Genomic DNA, 18,897 nt, shown 5'->3' on the forward strand with positions numbered 1-18,897 from the left:
CAATAATTTTAATATGGGTATAGCAAACAAAACTTATACACATTATCAATGTTGAATAACAATAAAATTGTTTTATTTAAATAAAGGGGTCTTACAAAATCCCCATCAAGCTAAGCGTCCATGTGTTAATTTAAAGTGTATTCTCTTTATTTTGCTACATTAATACTAAAATTGCGCATGACAAAAAAAACCATTAAATAGAGTTTTTAAATAATATTGGGCAACTTTGAGTTTTTGTGACATCGAATGATCATAGACAATACCTAGATATCAAAGACCGTTTTCTTGTTATAACGATGACATTTCCGTCCGTTTTTCTCCAAAAGGTAATACAGACGAAGAAAAGTCTTTGATATACGTTTTTATAGTTGGATGGAGAAGCTTTACTAGGTTTAGACTTCCAATTTTTTAATTTATTTTTCAAGTAATCCTTTAAAAAGAAAACGCCTTTCAATCTGCTAAACAACCACTTCTTGATAAGAATCGTCCTTCAGCGGTTTTTGCAACAGATGATTTAAAAGTAATGAGTATTTAAATAGCAGTTGCTGAGATAATTTTTCAAGACTCAGTAGCAAGCGTTTAGCATTTTTCAAATAGCCAAAGCCGGATTCATTGCTGAATCCGGCTTTGGCTATTTCTACTATTTTTCAAAAATTGCATTTGATAGAAGACGGAACAAGTAATCCGGGTGGTCGCGGAAACCTGCTTCTAACCCAATAAGAGTTACATCTTTATTCTGTTCTTTTACGATTACGGCTTGGCCCTTGGCGGTTATGCTATTTTTCCAGTGACCAGCTACGAAGAAATTATCTGAATCTGCAAGGGTCGCGACGACTTCATCATTATCCGTACCCGTGAACCATGTTGGACGATAGACAAAGCCGATATCATCCTCTCCATATCCTGCTGTTAAACCGGTTCCCTCATAATCGACTTTTACGATACCATTACTGTTGGAACCCCCTACATTAATGATGTCGTCTGTAAGACCAAGTGTCTTAGTTGCTCTAGATGCACCAGCACCTACAGCTATATATTTGCCTCCTTCATTTAAGAAGCTTGTCACATTGTCTTTAAACGCATTAAGTTGCCCGTCGTTCTGTAATCCAAATTCTTTATTAGCCTCAGATAGGTTGATAGAAATGAGACTTTCCGTTCCACTATAGACAAAAATATCAAAACCGTTAAGAGAATTTTTAGCCACTTCGACTGGTGTAACTTCTGTCACATCAAAACCTAGTCTTTTCAAAGCGAGCTTTGTTCCTGCGTGTGATTTCTGTTTACCCATACCTCCATCCTTTAATATAGCCACTTTTAAAGACGTAATAGCCACTGCATCTAATGGTACCTCAGCAGTTCCAACCTGTAACCCAGATTCTTTCACCGCTGCTGAAACCTGATTAGCTACTGCTTTTGCAAAGAAGTTGCCTTGTGCATCACGTACTATAGGTATTCCTTGCTTAAGCAATGCATTTACTAAATTTACCGATTGGACAGAGCTGTTCGGAATCAGAAACGGTCCTTTTCCTGAAACCGTTCCTTGACCTGTAATCTGTTTTACTTTCGTTGCATTGACTTTAATAGGATTTTGTGTGGCTACTGCCTCGAATCCCCAAAGCTCCGGTAAACTCCATGCGGAAATGTCGTACATTGCTGGGGTATCGTTCGTGATGTCTTCCCCATCCCAGAGCATCGTGTTTGCTAATCCGGCTTTCGCCTGATCCATCTCAACGAGATAAGTTCCTTTTGGATATGACACTCCATCCGCTTCAAATGCATTCACAGCTTGAACAACTTCAATATCATTATTGATCAAATGATTTACTGCCTTATTCGTAACAGTCGGATCCATAGGGTCTAGTGGAAGTATGTAGTTTTTTGGAAATAACCCTTCCTTATGAAAAGGATGGTCAAAGTTAATTCCTCTTTTAAAAACTTCAATTTGATCAGTAATCATGGATTGCTTGTTAGCTGTTGCAAATTTCAGTGCCCCCATAATCGAATTATACATCCATCGTACGCCATCCCAATCATTTGTTGGAGCTTCTAATGTATGACCGTAAGCACCATGGTACATCGCATACATTGGTGTGAAAATTGGTGGGTAATCATCCCAGCCGGCGGAATCATCGCGCAGCGGAATATAGGTACCTTTCATGTTTTGATACAAGGATCCTGAATAGTTCTTATGATCCTTCATTATTTCCGCTTCCATCGCTTCTGCCTGTTTATAGGCCCATTTTCCGTATAAGTCATACTCGTAATTAGGATTATGCGGTGGCGTACAAGGCTCAATTAACCCCTGCAGATTTGGCTGATAATTCTTCACATAACCATGAGTATCAAGGAACACCATCGGGTTCCATTCTTTTATGAGCTCAACCATCTCTTTTGTTTCTGGCTGCGACTGGGTGATAAAGTCACGATTTATGTCAATTCCTTCGCCATTAAAGCGGGTGGCATCAATACGTCCATCAGGGTTTTGTACGACATTGAAAATAAGAATATTATTCTCTAAAACGTCTTTTGTTGTTGCATCATTTTGGGTAGCAAACCGTTCAATTAATTGAAGGATTGCATCGCTTCCGACAAATTCAGTCCCATGAATAGAACCATTAATCATGATTGGAACTTTAAAGTCAGGATTATTGGCAACCCATTCTTGAGCTTTGCCCGGATTCTTAAACATTTGCTTTCTAAGTGCCTTCACTTTTCCGAACTTCCCTTGCGTTGTTGGGTCAGCAATCGTGACAACGTAGAGTGGGTTTCCATCAGCTGATGTTCCACGGACTTCAACTTTCACACGGTTTGAAAGTTTTTCAATCTCTTTTAATTTGGAACCAATTTGTGAGAATTTCACAAAGTCATAGTTTTCGCTATTAAACTTGCTTCCGTCCTGTTCCTCATATGTATTCACATTTGTCCATTGAGGTTTCTCAGCATGTCCAGAACTCCACGGAATTACTGTTAGTAAACTCACAGCCATCAGGCCAGATAATGCTTTTTTCTTTTTCATCCTAAAACCTCCAGTATGTATATATAGTGATTTTTTTGTATATATTAATTTATTAATTAATACATAGTTTAATTGAATACAACACGAAATGACTGGCTAATGGGCTTAACAAATTCTGTTGAAAGCGCTTTAATTTTATAACATTGAACAAACCACATCGTTAAAAATATTCTGTATAAAATTTGATAAGCTCCCCCAGCAAGTAATGCTACATAAAGTTGACCTCCGAAACTAGTGCTGCAATAGGAGCGAATCCCAATAAAATAAACATTGAACGACTTGGTGGAAACGCAATACCTAAATCCGCATTCCCAGCGGCTACTGTAGCTGCTTTAATTCCTTTCTAGACTAATAAATTTCTCCTTTTCTGCATCCTACTAATATTTCCTTTCTAAAAAATAAATTTCCATACATGTTTAAGAGTATCGCCTCCTTATTAAGAAATAGTAACCCACAAACTTAGATAACTGTTTTATAATATTATACACTTATTTTTTGTGTAAATTAAGAATTTTCAGTTAATAATATCTGAATTTTTATCCTATTTTCATAACTTCAGAAGCATATTAGTATTTATAAATAATTTCCATGCGCTTCTAAATCGGTAAAAAGCTCGTTTAACTGTTTTGTAGTTTGTCCCCAACGGTCAAGTTACATGGAAAAGCCCTCGAATTCTATGAAATTCATGGGCTTTTTGATTTCCTCTTATCCGTATTATGTGAACAAAAGATCTCTTTTAGGTTTGCTTCATCCAAAAATCCTTGATAGAAACAATAAGAATAAATCTTTATAATCGAGTTTGAACTCACCAACATCCCATGTGTTTCCACTTACACTCTGCACATGTTGAGACTGTGGTTTTGCTGACAAATGTAAAGATTTGTTATAGGCTAATAGAGATGGATTTGAGGGTCTTAAATCTAGGGGGAAAGACCTCCAAAAGAAGGAAGTGCTAAAACGATGAATTTACAAATGGTTATGCAGGAGCTTGAAGTTCTCGGCAAGGAACGAACCAAGAAAATTTACGAATCCAATGGCGCGCACGAGCCGCTTTTTGGCGTGGCTACAGGCGCTATGAAACCGATCGCCAAGAAGATCAAAAAAAATCAACCTTTGGCTGAGCAGCTTTACGCCACAGGGAACTACGACGCAATGTACTTTGCAGGCATAATTGCAGACCCAAAAACAATGGCTGAAGCGGATTTTGAGCGTTGGATGGATGCGGCATATTTTTATATGCTGTCCGATTATGTGGTCGCAGTAACTTTAGCTGAAACAGATATTGCACAAGACGTTGCCGATAAATGGATCGCAAGCGGTGAAGAGCTGAGAATGTCAGCGGGCTGGAGTTGCTACTGCTGGCTTTTGGGAAATCGCCCGGACGGTGAATTTTCCGAAAGCAAGATTGCCAATATGCTTGAAAATGTGGAAAATACGATTTACGATTCTCCAGAACGAACTAAATACGCTATGAATAATTTTATATACACAGTGGGGATTTCATATTTGCCGCTCCATGATAAGGCGGTCGAGACCGCAAAGGCAGTAGGCCCAGTAGAAGTCAAACGGGACAAGAAAAAAAGCAGTTTCCTACTCGCTTCCGAAAGTATTCAAAAGGAAGTAGATAAAGGGCAGCTTGGTTTCAAACGCAAAAATGTAAGATGTTAAATAATAGCCTTGCATCGTGAACTATCTTCAATTATCGGGCACTTTAATGGAAGAAGGATCACAGAAATGATCAAACTTTTTTATAAAACTACATCTATTATTTTTGACCATGCCAAAAATCCCTCCAAAACACTTTTGGAAGGATTTTTCTCTGTTTCACAAAACCGTTAATTAGGATAAATCTAGGAACGTTTCTTTTCTCTTTAATAAAGCGTAAATCCAATGAAGCAACTTATTAATACAGACAACGATTGAAAATTTGACCGGTTTTCCTTCTGTTTTTTTCTTATCATTTTGTTACTTGAACTTCTTATGCCGCATAGTACGGCAAGATACAGAGAATGACGTAGTCTGCTCGAACCTCTTTTAGTCATACGATTAATGGTTGCCGTAAACTTACCCAGCGAAGGCAACCAGTTTTTTCGGATGATTAAAGCGATTGATTTCACCAATTTCAGAGATAATCGTGGCTGCGATTTTTTCTCCTATACCGGGAATCAATTGAATGATCTTATTCCATTTCATTTGCCAGGGCCACTATACGATCTTCCAAATCAGAAAGGTGTCCCTGGTAATGAAAAAGCAACTCAATATACATATGAAGATGGATTACCTGACTTTCATACACGCTTTTTTGTAATGGATTTCTAGATGCGGAATCCATTATTTTTTTGCTTTTCCCCATGCCCATTCACCTGATCGGCTAGAACAGAACTCTATAACACTCTCTGCTAGTCTACTTTCCCCGGCTGTTAATACCTCCTCTAAAGTGGAATATTCCTTTAACATCAATAAAGAAACCTTCGAATATGGATCCCCAAAAACCTTCCGGTATTCAGGAAACACTTGATCTAAAATGGTGTGAAACTGAAGTCTAGCTTCCACATACATATTCGTTACGATTTCCTGTTGTCTTGACAAATTCCGCAGATCTAAAAGCTTATTTCCTCTAATTTATGAGGTTCAAAATCCTCTTTATAATACAGCACACACAACTGATACACATCGATTACGTCTGTTTTTACCTTTCGTAAACTGGTCTTCTTTGCCTGATAAGAAATAATCGGATTTAGTAAGATATATAGAATCCATTGTTACTCCAAGTATTGAATAACAGGAGTATGGTAATGCCCTGTAGATTCTTAAATGACCATAGGCATCTGCCTTGTCACCTCTTCAATCTCTTTTAAAAAGTCTAAAAAATGATCTAATTCCTCTTTGATATGCTTCAANAAAATGATCTAATTCCTCTTTGATATGCTTCATTGAAAAGCTCTTCCCATACGGTTTAGAATGATCTAAAAGTGCCTGAACTTGACTCTCTCCCTTTGCCACATCCAAACCAACAACTGGATTCATTGTTTTTTCCTCCTCTACTTACTTACTTACCAGTACCCCAAGTCCTCCATTTAGTGTCATAGCTTCGCTTGTTATACGAGATCTACGTCCCAACCATCCCTCAAACATGTTTCTACAAATAGGGGGCGGACAGTTTAGTTCACGGGATCAAGTCCCCACGCACCCGTACGTCCTACCCTGGCTACTGATATAATAGATTCTATTAAAAAAAGGTCAACTAGTAATTTTTACTGGTCGACATACGAACGCACCTGTTAGCATTCCTGTAGATCGTTAAATATCAGGTTTGAAAAAAATAGAGCCCCCCCACATTCTCACACCAATATTAATATAAATATCCAGTTTTGTTTGTAAGTCTTATTCCATTAAATAGCCCTTAAATGTAAAAATGAGCGCGATCCTTCTTAGTAGGAAAGCGCCCTTTTCTTGAATTTCAATTACTTTTAAATAAATACTTTTGTTTGCTACCGAATTTGATTTAATTCTTCAATATGTAAACCCCAAAATACTTTATGTTTACGAAATGAGAGTAGAAGATTTAGCTTCATTTAAAATGACTTAATGAGAATAGGGTGCATGATTTAGACTGATTTTGGTTATGTTTTGGTAACTTGATTGTATAAAAGCGAGTCTAAGATATCATCATCAATCATTATTTTATACTCCGAGTGTGACTGAATCTCCTTGGACGAATCTTTTTATGGATTCGCCAACAATTTTTCTTCATTTGACCCAAGCTTGATCGTGTATTCAGTCGGTATCCATAAGCCTGTATTCTCATTTCTTCCTTGGAGAACATATTTCGGGTTGTTTTTGCCCATCCGTTCTGCAGCTGTTTTCGCAAGCTTGCCGATATCACCTGTTTTGAGGCGGTTGATAATTAGACCGAGTTTCAAACTCTTAATTGTCAGCATTTCATAATCTGTGCTGCTGTCTCCCGCTACGAATATCGGACCGTATCCGCCCCGCGTTTTGGAGATGGCGTGTTCGATCACTTCCACCTTACCTTCTCGAGCAGTGATCGGCCAATTGTCTTCATATTCTGCTTGAGTAATTCCTTCCTTCTTTTTTAATCTCATCCCAAAGACATTTTCCTTTGGAAGGTTGTAGCCGTATTTTGGATTTGACGAAAATACCTCCACCACCTCTTCCATCGAAGCCGAAATAACATAAACGTCAATCCCATTCTCCATAAAAGTATGCATTAAGTTTGCGATTTCCGAGGCCAGACGCAGTCCTGTTGTATAGGTAACTTGAACAGTACCGGCTTTTCCTAACATGGCCCCAGGACTTATAAGCGTCACCGATGCCATTTCCGCCCCTAAATTATAATCATTTGAAGCCTCTGCAAGCTGCTGAACTTCTTCTGTCGACATGTTAGCAAATAAATAAAGCACCCAAGGATATCCGATTTCAACACCGTATGTTTCCCCAATGGCTTCATACAGAAAGTACATTTTCGCTTTAAAATCTTTAAATTGATCAGTTGAATGAAGCGTTTCTAACCGCTCTTTTCCATTCATCCCATTATAGTTGGAATAAAGAAATTCGTAATCGCGCTTCAGATCCTCGGCAATTTCCTTGAGAGTGACCACATCACCTTGAAGGTTTTTAAACTCGTGTGAAAAGGGTCCATTCGGCACATTCTTTTTGATCACTTCATAAAACTCATCCGGTTGCATGTTATATGCCAAGTGATCGATTTGATAAAGAAAGAGGGCCTCCTCCGTATCATTCATGATGCTCGTATGATCCCAATCAAAAACAACATAAGGTTTTCGCTTTGGATCGTATCCTGAACTTCCAGCACCATGCTTATCGATTAGGTTTTGAACAGACTTATAGGTGTCAGGAGCCCATTTCCCTTTATCCAACACTTGAATACAATGGCCCTCCCTTTTTTGCGGAGTCGAAACTGCTTTTCCGCTTGCAGCCGCTCCTAAGGAAGCATACAAAAACAAGCAAATAACGATCATGCCAAATAAAGCTTTTAATTTGGTTCTATTATTCATATTATCCCCCCTGAAAAATGCAAAAGGCGCCTGCCCAATAGCTAGTTATTAGCTATTGAAACAGGCGCCATTGCCGATTGATTCTTTTATCCGTAAATATTATCACGAATTTTCTAAATAGTCAAATATTTATTCGTGCTTCTTTTCTTAAAAATTGTAACTTTATAAAAAAGATTAATCATTTCTGTGATCCTTATTCAATTAAGCGCCCGTTTTGCTCAAAAATTACAAAAGAGCTACATTAGTAACGTTTTTAAAAATTATGGACGAGAAAGTAAGATTTAGCTGAATTATCCAAAGAAAAAATTTTATATATTTCACTCTTTTTCTTTAATGAAATAAAAAATATATTGCCTAACCAATGGAGCGATTACAAAAAATATAGACTAACTCATTAGCCTCCTTTTTTTTGATAAAGAAACATATTCTCCACTTATGTATCTCTGTCCTTTAAAACTCTATATTTCCTTATTCACTCAACTATCCTGCCCATTTAGAACCATAAGAAAAAGAGCTACCTAAGCAACTCCCTTATTGAAGTAACTCACCCGTTAGCCAACCATGCAGCGCACGACCAGCGCTGCACCACAGAGAATGAAAATGGTGGAAAACCGTCCATACTGATTCTATGGCTGGGTGAGGAAGGTCGATGAACTATGGTGCCATTAGAGCCCATCCGTTAGTCTGACTCCAACGACCTCGGTGCATCACAGACTGTCGCTCCCTTACGGGAAGCACTCATGGTAGATTAATCCTATTCTGGTTTTTGCACCAGCCTCTAATTTTTTCGCCATAGGAAGGATGGTTTCAATGGAAGTTATCATTGAACGAGTATGCGGAATGGATGTACATAAAGATAACATTACCGCCTGCATTATGACCCCCGAAGGAAAGGAGATTCAAACATTTTCTACAAAAACGGTGTTTTTAATTCAACTGATGGATTGGATTAAATCACATGGTTGCACTCATGTCGTTATGGAAAGCACAGGTGTGTTTTGGAAGCCTATCGTGAACTTAATTGAGGCTGAAGAAATGGAATTTTTAGTTGTTAACGCACAACATATGAAAGCAGTCCCTGGTCGAAAAACAGATGTCAAGGATGCCGAGTGGATCGCTCAACTTCTTCGTCATGGGTTGTTGAAAGCAAGCTTCATCCCTGATCGAAATCAGCGAGAATTACGTGAGCTTGTTCGTTATCGCAGAAGTATTATTGAAGAACGAGCTAGACAGCATAATCGAATTCAAAAGGTCCTTGAAGGTGCAAATATCAAATTAGGCTCTGTCGTATCGGATATCATGGGCGTTTCATCAAAGGACATGGCTTCATGCGATCGCAAATGGTGAGGATGATTCTGAGAAACTAGCAAACTTTGCGCGACGCTCGATGAAGAAGAAAAAAGATGATTTAATCCTTGCCCTGAATGGGTATGTGAATCCTCATCAACGCATGATGCTTAAAACGATTCTTACTCATATTGATTTTCTGACTGAACAGATTGAAAAACTTGATCAAGAGGTTGACCAAAGAGTTAGTGTGTATCAAGAAAGCATAGAACGACTGGATTCAATACCTGGTATTGCCACTCGAATGGCAGAACAAATTCTAGCTGAAATCGGAACGGACGTTGAAAAACAGTTCGAAAGTGCAGCCAGATTATGTTCATGGGCCGCCCTCGTACCAGGACACAATGAAAGTGCAGGAAAAAGGAAATCAACCAGAGGCAAAAAGGGAAATAAATCTTTAAAATCTGCTTTAACCGAAGCTGCTCATTCAGTTGGAGCCTCCCAAAACTATCTTGGCGCTCTATACAGACGGACAGTTGCGCGAAAAGGAAGAAAACGAGCTGGAATTGTAGTTGCCCACGCCATGTTAAGAATTTCTTATTATCTTTTAACAAGGAAAGAAATGTATGTAGACTTAGGCGAAGATTATTTTGATAAACAAAAGCAAGCTTCCATTGTACGAAATTCGGTCCGAAGGTTAGAAAACTTAGGATATACCGTAAATATATCAGAAGCATCCTAACTACCGATTAATTCTAGGAGATCTTTAATAGGGCGCCGCTCTTTTTCAAAAAAATTGAAGCTTGCGTTTTATTTAATATGGTCTTTTTCCTGATTATTAGTGTTTAATTTTCATGGTAGTCAAAAAATGATTTTTTATCACGGAAAGGAAAGCAAAATGTCCCTTCGGCTGTTCCTCCTTCAGAATGAACTACAGCAATAGAACCTACATCATCTGTCGGCGAGACCCTATTGATGCTACACATTTTCTGAGGTCTTTCGTTTCATTAAAATCTCATTTTCGTACCTATCTCCCCAATCGCGCATGAGGTAGATAATAGGTTTTAATGTTTCCCAAAAGCAGTAAGAGAATATTCGACTTTTGGAGGAATCTCTCGATATATTTCAAGATATACAATACCATCTTGTTCCAATTTTCGAAGTTGTTATGTTAACATACGTTTTGTAGTATAAGGTATAAGTTTCCCTAACTCGTTAAAACGTTTAGGTACGGAAATTAAGTTATATAATATGATCCCTTTCCATTTGCCGCCTATCACATCTACTGTAATTGCAACAGGGCAAGCTGTGGTATCAGGACACTTTTCTGTATTAAAGTCCTTCATAGTAACACCCAATTTTTTTAAGTATCAAATTTTATCCTATTCCACAAAATTGTGCGTACTTTTAAATTTATAATATATAAAGTATCATTGATTTTACAAGTGAAGACTAAATATTCTCTCTTTTTAGACTATTCACCATTAAAGATGTTTCGTAAAAAAATCCGATGAGAATGACACTGACTGGCACAGCAGTGGATTGGAACCAGATTATCTCATAACACATGAAGGATTCATTTTTATGATTGTTTCGAAGGGAGGGTAAGAGATTGGGATTGTTTTAGGGGGTATTATTTTCCATCTTATAGGAACTTGGAGCTGTTTCTGTTAAATTTGGTCTTCTGTCATCCCCTCCAATTACCATGGGAACCATCCGGTTTCTTTTAACAGGTAATTTACGATTTAATAAATCACCTAGACATAGATTAGAGAAGAAGCTTGTATCATAAAGGTCAAAGGGAAGTAAAAGTAGGTTATATTAGCTTTATTCTTAGCACATACCATCATCCTGACCATGAATAGGTAATGAGACATTTTCCTATTTTCAGGCAAATAATAAGGAGTAACTAAAATGAAATCACAAATTATTCAGTCTTTTGGTGAACCATCCGTATTTCAATATAAAGAGATTTCAAAACCTGAACTGAAACCTGGACATGTACTTATTCAAGTAAAGGCTACGAGTGTAAATCCTATTGATACGAAAGTTCGTGCTGGTGCAGTTCCAGCCGTTGCACCCAAGTTTCCAGCAGTATTACACGGAGATGTGTCAGGGTTGGTATCTGCAGTGGGTGAAGGAGTAACCGAGTTTAAAATTGGCGATGAAGTGTTTGGATGCGCGGGTGGATTTAGAGGCACTGGCGGTGCACTTGCAGAGTTTATGCTTGCAGATGCCGATTTACTTGCTCATAAGCCGAAAAATTTGACGATGGAAGAAGCCGCAGCTTTACCATTAGTTTCCATAACTGCTTGGGAAGCATTATTTAATCGTGCAAGGCTTATACCTGGACAAAATATATTGATCCATGGAGCCACCGGAGGTGTAGGACACATCGCCATTCAATTAGCCAAATGGGGAGGAGCGACAGTCTATACAACTGCCTCTTCGCAAGAGAAACTGGAGATTGGCACGCGCCTTGGTGCTGATATAACTATTAATTATCGAGAAGAAAGTGTTCATGACTATGTACAAAAATATACAAACGGAAAAGGATTTGACGTCGTGTTTGACACGGTAGGGGGTGAAAACCTTGATCGCTCTTTTGAGGCGGCAGCGGTACATGGAACGGTAACAGCCATTGCTACTCGTTCGACTCATGACCTCTCCCCCGTACATTCAAAGGGACTTTCCCTTCATGTTACCTTTATGTTGTTGAAGATATTAAACAAGGACATGCATAAACATTATGGAGAAATTTTGATGAAGGTTGCTAGGATGGTTGAGGAAGGGAAACTGCGTCCGCTTTTGGATTCAAATATTTTTACGTTTGATGAAGTATCAAAAGCCCATGAGTACATGGAGTCAGGCAAGGCGATAGGAAAAATTGTTTTGAAAAATAGCTGGTAATATTATTGCAAATTTGAAATGCCTCAACAATTTTACGTTCAATTAAAAGTAGATGGTCAATAGAATCTCTATAAGATTCTCGATGTACCGTCTGCTTTTATTTTTATTTACCGTAAAAACCAACAGGGCATAGTAATAGAAATATCGGCAACTTTAAGATCATTTGAAACCAATACTACTCTTTAAATAAAAGTTTTTGTCAATTTCTTTTCGGTTACATCCTCTTGTTCTTCATTCCAAAAATCATACTTTATACCTCAAGAATTCCTTTTCTTAATGAACTATCCTGCCCCGTTAGTAAGAAAAAAGGCCACCAAATGGTAGCCCCGGATCTCAACTAACGCACCTAGTCAGTTTAAGAATTTTCTATTTCGAATTGATGTAATAAACCAGATTATCAGTCCATTCACCAAATCTATTTTATTTAATTTTTGCAAATAAGGTGGAACGTGGAACTCCTGTAGCACCATCAAATATCATATCCTCTTTTACAAATCTTACATTAACCCCTTTTTCAGCTAATTCATGAACTATCTTATTTAAGTCCAAAAGAAGAACGAGCTAAACGATCTATTTCAGTTACTACTAATGTATCTCCTTCTCGTGCAAATTCAATAGCTTCATAAAGTTGGGCTATTTGTTTTGTACTTGTCCCGGTTACTTTTTTAACAAAAAGCTTTTCGCACCCTTCCTTTTCTAATATTTCCTTTTGCGTTTCTAAATCCTGGCTAGTAGTTGAAACCCTCGCATAACCAATTAACAATATGTATCACCCTTTGTCTAAAAGTCTTAAGTGTTTTATACTAATAATTACAGATTAACTTCTAGACATGAAACAAGAATAAATAAACAAATATGTCATTTTAGGTGTTATTTTGCACTATAAGTAAATATAAAAAGTCCAATTTCTCAGCATTAAAATTGAGAAATTGGACTTTTATCGTTACTACAGAAATGCGCCCGTTTGCTGAAGATCAATAAACTATATAAACTTGTTTCCTGAATCATTAAACCCACAGTTTCCCAAGACTACGTTCTCTCCTTCCAAAGCTTCATTGGATTTTTTTGCCCTTCATTTAATGGCATTTGTATCATCGAAAGTGAGCGTTCTGCTTTTGTTTTTTGTAAATCCTCATATATAATTTTAGATTTCCCTAATCCCACTTCAACCGCATTCTCAACTGAAGCACAATAAAAAACCTTTTCGATTCCAGCAAAGTACATTGCCGTTAGACACATCGGACAAGGCTCCCCACTTGCATACATTGTATAACCTGATAGATCATTCGTTTGTAATTGCTCTTGTGCACGCCGGATAGCCAGTAATTCCGCATGTCCACTAACATCATAAGTTTTGTGCAGCTCATTAACACCTTCAGCTACAACGTTGTTATTTTTCACAAGTACTGCACCAAAAGGTTGTCCACCCTCACGAACATTTTCTACCGCTAGTTCTACTGCTCGTTCCATGAATATATCCATTTCAAAACCTCCATTAATGATTTAAATTAAATACTGTTAATGTAATTATAAGACATTAACAATGGCCTTGCTGAATAATCGTTCACTTATAAACACTATAGTTTTATAAATTTGAAATTGGGGACACCATTGTCGGAGGAAAAAGTTCAGTTGTCCACCAATTACTAATTATTCCTTTTATTGTTAAAGGAAAACAAAAAGAGAACGAAGAACTCCATTCCCTTTTTGACTAGATGATAACCTATTTGACGTTTTTTATTTAGTGGATTTTGGTTTAAGATCACCTTTATAAGATTCATGCTCAACGTATACGTTTATGTCTTTACCATCTTTGTCTTTGCCAGTTCTTTTATAGAAATTAGGCTTTTTCGTTGCTCCATTAAATGGCCCTTTAATGAAACAGCATGACTAACGTTTTTTAGGTAACGACAAAGAGAGGGTACCCCAAGGGAGTGACCTCACTATTATGTGGGGCTCTGACCTTTGGGATAGCCTCTCATTCTTAAACAGTTTTACTTAGTTTCAGATTCATTTTTGCCCATATCTTCAGTTAATTGTTCAAATGATCTGACCTTACCATGTGGATTCTGCGATTGCTTACGATCTTTCCATTGGCGTTCTTGTTGTCGCTTAGATTGTGTCATCTAAATAAGCTCCTTTACATAAAGTTCAGTAAACAGTTTAAAGCATGATAAGCCTCCGCCCTCAAGAATTAATGCATGCCATTCCACTCACCTTGATTTTTAGAAGCTTTTTCTTTTTTTGCTTTATTTTTATGTGCTTGATTAGCGTTTGCACTGCCAAATTCTTGAGAGAATTCTGAATCAGTTTTGCTTGAATCAAATCCTTGTTTGTTCTTTTGGTCTGCATCATTTTTCTTTGTTCGTTTTGCCATGGATACCCCTCCTTCTTATCTTTAGTATGAGATCAGAAAGAAGAAATATACCCCGAATTAAAACCGATAGTAACATGAATCTGTCATGTAATTCGGGTAAAAAACAAAGTGAATAATAAGTTCCAGTTCGGTTATTTTATAAGTTAAATACCTACAATGTTGCCGTTTTTACATAAGATGTTTGAAATTAACTTAACACCAGAATTCTTGACTTGGATTTCTACGAAACAATGGATACCCTAATGCACGAGATGGTTCACTTGAATAATCGGATACATGATGTTCAAGACGTTAGCAGGAGTGGGACATATCAATATAGAAGTCAAACTAATTTCCACTCACCACCAATAAAGGTAATGATTGACACTTTGGCAGTTTTTCCTTCTGATTTTTTCTTATCTATGAAGAAGTTTCTTTGAATACCAAAAATAATGATTCCAGCTGTTATATTTCCACGCCAAAGATTGCCACATTCTGCCGGTCAGGACCAAACACATGCCCGTTCCATTTCAATACGGTCTGTACAAATCCGAGTGAGTCAGCATTGTACCTCCCCGCTATCCTCTGATAGGCTTCGAGCTCATATGTACCGTCCCTGTTAAAATCGACCGGATATAAACCGGACAAAGGATTGACCCAGCCTTCTATCGATGCCTTCAAAATACCATTCTTATTATAAATTTCAGTTAAATATTCTTTTCCCTTGTAAGTAAGTTCAAGTATGTACTTTTCTTTTAGTTTATGACTGATCACAGTCGCTTTGTATTGATCTTGATAGGTCACACTGTACTTATAATCTTCATTGAATTCATCAGAATTAAAAATCTGCCTCATTTGACCGTTGATATAAGAAAATACATACGTATAAATTGTACCGGAGCTTCCTCCTGTATCTATGACTACTAAAATATCATCCACCTTGTTGTCTGTAAAATCACCAATAAAGAGTGTGGGGTTGTATCCGAGGTTATCCTTTAAGGGGAATTGCTGATAGTGATTTGTTCGCCCATTTTGAATGACAAGAGTTATATTTTTCCATAGTGGACTATCAGGGGTTTTATTTGCTGTAAGAAGGACATTATCAATTATACCGTCTCCGTCAATATCTACCCGCTTTTCAGTTACAATTGAAGGGTTGTTCTGATTCATTTCTCTTGAAAGAAAATGCTGGAGCTTCACCTTCATTTCCAGTAGCTCTTGCTTTGAAGGAAACGGATTTGGGAATGACAAGGCGTTATCAATTGTTTGCAGTGCTTCGTCTGTTAATCCCACTCTTACCTGCGCATCAGCCAGAAAGAACCAATAATAAGGATCATTCGTTTCTTGTATTTTTGTTTGATAGTAATGGATCGCTTTTCTGAGATCATACATGTCCATATTCAGCCCACCTTCCTTTTTCTCAATATAGAATTATATGCAGGAATTTGCAGCTATAGCTTAAGACCTTAGCCTTAAGACCTTTTTTATTGCACTATGAATGTACTACCCTAAATATTTAAAAAGCCAATCTTGCCTGATATGGTTAAAATCGCTCCGTTATTAATGATATGGTTCTCCGTAATGAATCTAAGTGTAGATGTTTATTTTTTCGCCGATAGACTTAGTGCGAATTAAAAATAATGTCCAACAATCTGGCTCAATTGTTGAATAAAAGTTAAACAACACTCTTCAAGTATCCTGCCCCTTTAGTTCCACAAGAAAAAAAGGTTGCCGCAGCAACCCTTGTTATTGAAGTAAAGCACTGTTAGTGGAAGAAAACACAATCAGTACATAATCTGCCACAATGCAATTGCAAAGAAAGATTTACATGCCCCTACTTAAATAGGGCTTTTTCATGAGTACAGGTCAGGTATTTTCGGGATACAGCATTAAAATATCCTACATCAATAATTGCTATTTCTCCTTTATTCGGGCATTGAATATGCGTCAGCTGAAGTGATTCATTGATTATGACCAAGTCAATTGCGTCCAATTCTTTTTTGCACGCCGAACATTTTACAGGTAGTAAGTTTTCTTTTTCCATTAAAGAAGCCCCCTTTTGATAATAGGTATTCTCTATGTCTAGTTGCTAATCCTACCTGTTCACATAACCGTCAAAAATCCCTTTTTCCATTACATATTAATTTGGTGTCTACATAGCTTGATCAACTTACCTGCTCTTTTAGATCCATAAGAAACTTCTATGGCGGCGATTCTCGCCACCACCATCTAGCACGAAAACCTGCTCTTTACCCAAAATAAAGTCTAACCCATTAAACCCTTGACAATAATGGATGATAACAATACAACCAGGCTGAACTTTTTTTGGTGGATCTTAAGGAAGATACCCTGTATAAGAAACTGGTTGTGACAGTATTGAAGAACCATTTAGTGTACTACAAGTACGTATACAAAAATTTTTGTAACAAATCTCCTGTCATTTGTATTGTTAATCTTTTTTTGAGGTGATTCTCCTATGGAAGCAATGATTGAACGGTGTGCTGGCCTAGATGTACACCAAGAAACAGTAGTAGCCTGTGTACTATTTGGTCCATTAGATAAAAAGCCAAAAACCTCTATTGAAACGTTTTCAACTACAACAACGGGACTCTTGGCTTTAAGTGATTGGCTAGCTACCCTTCAGGTATCCGATGTTGTGATGGAAAGTACCGGAGTCTATTGGAAACCAATATGGAATATACTCGAAGGTTCTTTTCACCTTGTTCTTGCCAATGCCAGACATGTCAAAAATGTTCCTGGGCGTAAAACGGATGTGAAAGATGCCGAATGGCTTGCCAAGCTTCTAAGATGTGGACTTATTGAAAGCAATTTTGTTCCACCGGAGGATATTCGTGATTTACGAGATCTTACTCGTTATCGAAAAAAATTGATTCATCATCGCACTTCAGAGCAGAATCGCATTCACAAAATTCTTCAAGATGCTAATATCAAGCTAACATCCGTATTATCAGACATTTTTGGTGTATCGGGACGCCGTATCCTTGAAGCGATTCTAAACGGTGAAAAAATAGAGACCGATGGTCTTCGAAAAATGGTGGATTGGCGAACAAAAGCAAGTATTACTGACATTGCCAGTGCAATTAATGGCCGTATTCGCCGTCATCATCGTGATATGTTGCGTTACCATTGGGAGCATATGAGTTATTTAGAAAAAGCCATAGAAGAATTGGAAAAACAAATCGATCAACTCCTGTCCCCCTATCGTAAGGAAGTAGAATTATTGGATGGAATACCTGGTGTGAGCAAAGCTGCCGCAGCTACTTTTATTGCAGAGATGGGCGTTGATATGTCCGTATTTAAGTCAGCTAAACATCTTGCCTCTTGGGCTGGTGTGAGTCCCGGAAATTACGAAAGTGCTGGTAAAAAAAAACGAGTAAAACCACACAAGGTAACAAAGCATTAAAAACGATGGCCGTAGAGTGTGTACTGGCAACCTCAAGGCAAAATAATCGAATGGCTTCACATCGAAAAAGGATTACCAAACGACAGGGGAAAATGAAGGGACGAATTGCTTCTGCTCATTTACTATTGACGATTGCTTACAACATCTTAAAAACAGGAGAACCCTATCATGAACTAGGCTCAAATTACCTTGAAGAAAAACAAATGAACAAAGAATTAAAAATGATCGAATACCTAAAAAAGAAAGGCTATACAATCGATCCATCAGAACAACAAACTGCATAACCAGTTAAAATAACGACATAGTACATTTACGTCCTTCAAAAAATTAGAATATGGTGGGCTTATTTTAGTATGGCCTTTCACGAATATGTTTTCATACAAAAAAAGATGCCAAAGCAACTCCCTTATTGAAGTAAAGCACCTGTTAGTTGAAGAAAAAGATATAGTTAAAATAGACAATGTGTCAAAAGGGAGGTAAGGAAATTGTTAAATCAAGATTTAGAGAAGATTTGAAGCACTCAAAACTAATGAGATTGAAATAAATTTTGAGGGCGTAGAAGAGGAAACGATCTCCGTTTCTTTTCATCTGTTTTCCAAAGATGAATTTGAAGAAGGACAACTAGGATATAGAGAAGATGAGGAAGGTAACTCCTTTGTAGGCAGTGGCGAATGCGATTGGAAAGAAAGTTGGTTTGTTATAGGTTACGATGAAGATTTAGAAGACCAAATATTTGTGGATATACATAATAAAAATTATCCTGTTCTGACTGCTGAACACGGCATGGGCGAATGGAAACCATCTGTATTATATGATTCCTTAGAAGAATTCTTAAAGGATATTAAATAAAGAGGGTAATAACTCT

General features: G+C 37.5%; 12 protein-coding genes and 5 pseudogenes. 5 read left to right on the forward strand and 12 right to left on the reverse strand.

Translation table 11 applies throughout. The annotated features are described in order from the left end of the window. Nucleotides 1–640 precede the first annotated feature (640 nt). Entirely contained in the window at nt 641–3,016 is a 2,376-nt protein-coding gene (locus tag AKG34_RS11770) for a M14 family zinc carboxypeptidase (protein ID WP_053346244.1), read from the reverse strand. Between the two features lie 960 nt (nt 3,017–3,976). On the opposite strand from AKG34_RS11770, the gene AKG34_RS11775 reads away from it, so the two are divergent. Continuing rightward, nucleotides 3,977–4,684 (forward strand): DNA alkylation repair protein, encoded by a 708-nt coding sequence (locus tag AKG34_RS11775; RefSeq protein WP_053346245.1) that lies wholly within the window; start codon nt 3,977–3,979, stop codon nt 4,682–4,684. 171 nt (nt 4,685–4,855) lie between these two features. Here the strand turns inward: AKG34_RS11775 and AKG34_RS11780 are convergent. From AKG34_RS11780 to AKG34_RS11785, 3 genes and pseudogenes are all read right to left on the reverse strand, one after another. Further along, a pseudogene (locus AKG34_RS11780) lies at nt 4,856–5,916 on the reverse strand (IS110 family transposase); the annotation flags it as partial. Nucleotide 5,917: 1 nt separating this feature from the next. Next, nucleotides 5,918–6,043: pseudogene (locus AKG34_RS28895) on the reverse strand (IS110 family transposase); the annotation flags it as partial. 698 nt (nt 6,044–6,741) lie between these two features. After that, nucleotides 6,742–8,055: an HAD family hydrolase gene (locus AKG34_RS11785; RefSeq protein WP_053346246.1), complete on the reverse strand. Its 1,314-nt coding sequence runs from the start codon at nt 8,053–8,055 to the stop codon at nt 6,742–6,744. An 810-nt stretch (nt 8,056–8,865) separates the two neighbouring features. Between AKG34_RS11785 and AKG34_RS11790 the strand changes: the two are divergent. Further along, nucleotides 8,866–10,084, forward strand: a pseudogene (locus AKG34_RS11790) (IS110 family RNA-guided transposase). Between the two features lie 236 nt (nt 10,085–10,320). On the opposite strand, the pseudogene AKG34_RS11795 reads toward AKG34_RS11790, so the two are convergent. Beyond that, a pseudogene (locus AKG34_RS11795) lies at nt 10,321–10,688 on the reverse strand (winged helix-turn-helix transcriptional regulator). Between the two features lie 568 nt (nt 10,689–11,256). On the opposite strand from AKG34_RS11795, the gene AKG34_RS11800 reads away from it, so the two are divergent. Further along, nucleotides 11,257–12,252 carry a zinc-dependent alcohol dehydrogenase family protein gene (locus AKG34_RS11800; RefSeq protein ID WP_053346247.1) on the forward strand — a complete coding sequence of 332 codons (996 nt, stop codon included), beginning with the start codon at nt 11,257–11,259 and terminating at the stop codon, nt 12,250–12,252. A 535-nt stretch (nt 12,253–12,787) separates the two neighbouring features. On the opposite strand, the gene AKG34_RS11805 is transcribed toward AKG34_RS11800, so the two are convergent. From AKG34_RS11805 to AKG34_RS11825, 7 genes and pseudogenes are all read right to left on the reverse strand, one after another. Further along, nucleotides 12,788–13,015 (reverse strand): recombinase family protein, encoded by a 228-nt coding sequence (locus AKG34_RS11805; protein ID WP_053346248.1) that lies wholly within the window; start codon nt 13,013–13,015, stop codon nt 12,788–12,790. 266 nt (nt 13,016–13,281) lie between these two features. Then, on the reverse strand, nt 13,282–13,734 hold the full coding sequence (locus AKG34_RS11810) for a nucleoside deaminase (protein ID WP_053346249.1): 453 nt from the start codon (nt 13,732–13,734) through the stop codon (nt 13,282–13,284). Nucleotides 13,735–13,989: 255 nt separating this feature from the next. Continuing rightward, a pseudogene (locus AKG34_RS27545) lies at nt 13,990–14,088 on the reverse strand (DUF4822 domain-containing protein); the annotation flags it as partial. A 158-nt stretch (nt 14,089–14,246) separates the two neighbouring features. Next, nucleotides 14,247–14,378 (reverse strand): DUF6254 family protein, encoded by a 132-nt coding sequence (locus tag AKG34_RS28900; protein ID WP_223305502.1) that lies wholly within the window; start codon nt 14,376–14,378, stop codon nt 14,247–14,249. Nucleotides 14,379–14,446: 68 nt separating this feature from the next. Then, the gene (locus tag AKG34_RS11815) at nt 14,447–14,629 is read right to left on the reverse strand and encodes a hypothetical protein (protein ID WP_053346250.1); all 183 of its coding nucleotides are present in this window, start codon (nt 14,627–14,629) and stop codon (nt 14,447–14,449) included. 444 nt (nt 14,630–15,073) lie between these two features. Further along, nucleotides 15,074–15,814 carry a YybI family spore inner coat protein gene (locus AKG34_RS11820; protein WP_236695015.1) on the reverse strand — a complete coding sequence of 247 codons (741 nt, stop codon included), beginning with the start codon at nt 15,812–15,814 and terminating at the stop codon, nt 15,074–15,076. Between the two features lie 628 nt (nt 15,815–16,442). Next, the gene (locus tag AKG34_RS11825) at nt 16,443–16,652 is read right to left on the reverse strand and encodes a hypothetical protein (protein ID WP_053346252.1); all 210 of its coding nucleotides are present in this window, start codon (nt 16,650–16,652) and stop codon (nt 16,443–16,445) included. A gap of 432 nt (nt 16,653–17,084) precedes the next feature. On the opposite strand from AKG34_RS11825, the gene AKG34_RS11830 reads away from it, so the two are divergent. After that, complete coding sequence (locus AKG34_RS11830; RefSeq protein ID WP_236694935.1) at nt 17,085–18,032, forward strand: IS110 family RNA-guided transposase; 948 nt, start codon at nt 17,085–17,087, stop codon at nt 18,030–18,032. Nucleotides 18,033–18,037: 5 nt separating this feature from the next. Beyond that, nucleotides 18,038–18,316, forward strand: coding sequence for a hypothetical protein (locus AKG34_RS28905; protein ID WP_236694936.1), 279 nt, complete (start codon nt 18,038–18,040; stop codon nt 18,314–18,316). Nucleotides 18,317–18,897: the final 581 nt, after the last annotated feature.

Source organism: Peribacillus butanolivorans (genome assembly GCF_001273755.1).
Taxonomy (GTDB): Bacteria; Bacillota; Bacilli; order Bacillales; family DSM-1321; genus Peribacillus; species Peribacillus butanolivorans.

Excerpts from the sequence above, each read along its gene's own strand:
- AKG34_RS11820 (WP_236695015.1), bottom strand. The coding sequence starts at position 15,814 with ATGAAGGTGAAGCTCCAGCATTTTCTTTCAAGAGAAATGAATCAGAAC.
- AKG34_RS11825 (WP_053346252.1), bottom strand. The coding sequence starts at position 16,652 with ATGGAAAAAGAAAACTTACTACCTGTAAAATGTTCGGCGTGCAAAAAA.
- AKG34_RS11810 (WP_053346249.1), bottom strand. The coding sequence starts at position 13,734 with ATGGATATATTCATGGAACGAGCAGTAGAACTAGCGGTAGAAAATGTT.
- AKG34_RS11785 (WP_053346246.1), bottom strand. The coding sequence starts at position 8,055 with ATGAATAATAGAACCAAATTAAAAGCTTTATTTGGCATGATCGTTATT.
- AKG34_RS28905 (WP_236694936.1), top strand. The coding sequence starts at position 18,038 with ATGGCCGTAGAGTGTGTACTGGCAACCTCAAGGCAAAATAATCGAATG.
- AKG34_RS11815 (WP_053346250.1), bottom strand. The coding sequence starts at position 14,629 with ATGGCAAAACGAACAAAGAAAAATGATGCAGACCAAAAGAACAAACAA.
- AKG34_RS11770 (WP_053346244.1), bottom strand. The coding sequence starts at position 3,016 with ATGAAAAAGAAAAAAGCATTATCTGGCCTGATGGCTGTGAGTTTACTA.
- AKG34_RS28900 (WP_223305502.1), bottom strand. The coding sequence starts at position 14,378 with ATGACACAATCTAAGCGACAACAAGAACGCCAATGGAAAGATCGTAAG.
- AKG34_RS11830 (WP_236694935.1), top strand. The coding sequence starts at position 17,085 with ATGGAAGCAATGATTGAACGGTGTGCTGGCCTAGATGTACACCAAGAA.
- AKG34_RS11775 (WP_053346245.1), top strand. The coding sequence starts at position 3,977 with ATGAATTTACAAATGGTTATGCAGGAGCTTGAAGTTCTCGGCAAGGAA.
- AKG34_RS11800 (WP_053346247.1), top strand. The coding sequence starts at position 11,257 with ATGAAATCACAAATTATTCAGTCTTTTGGTGAACCATCCGTATTTCAA.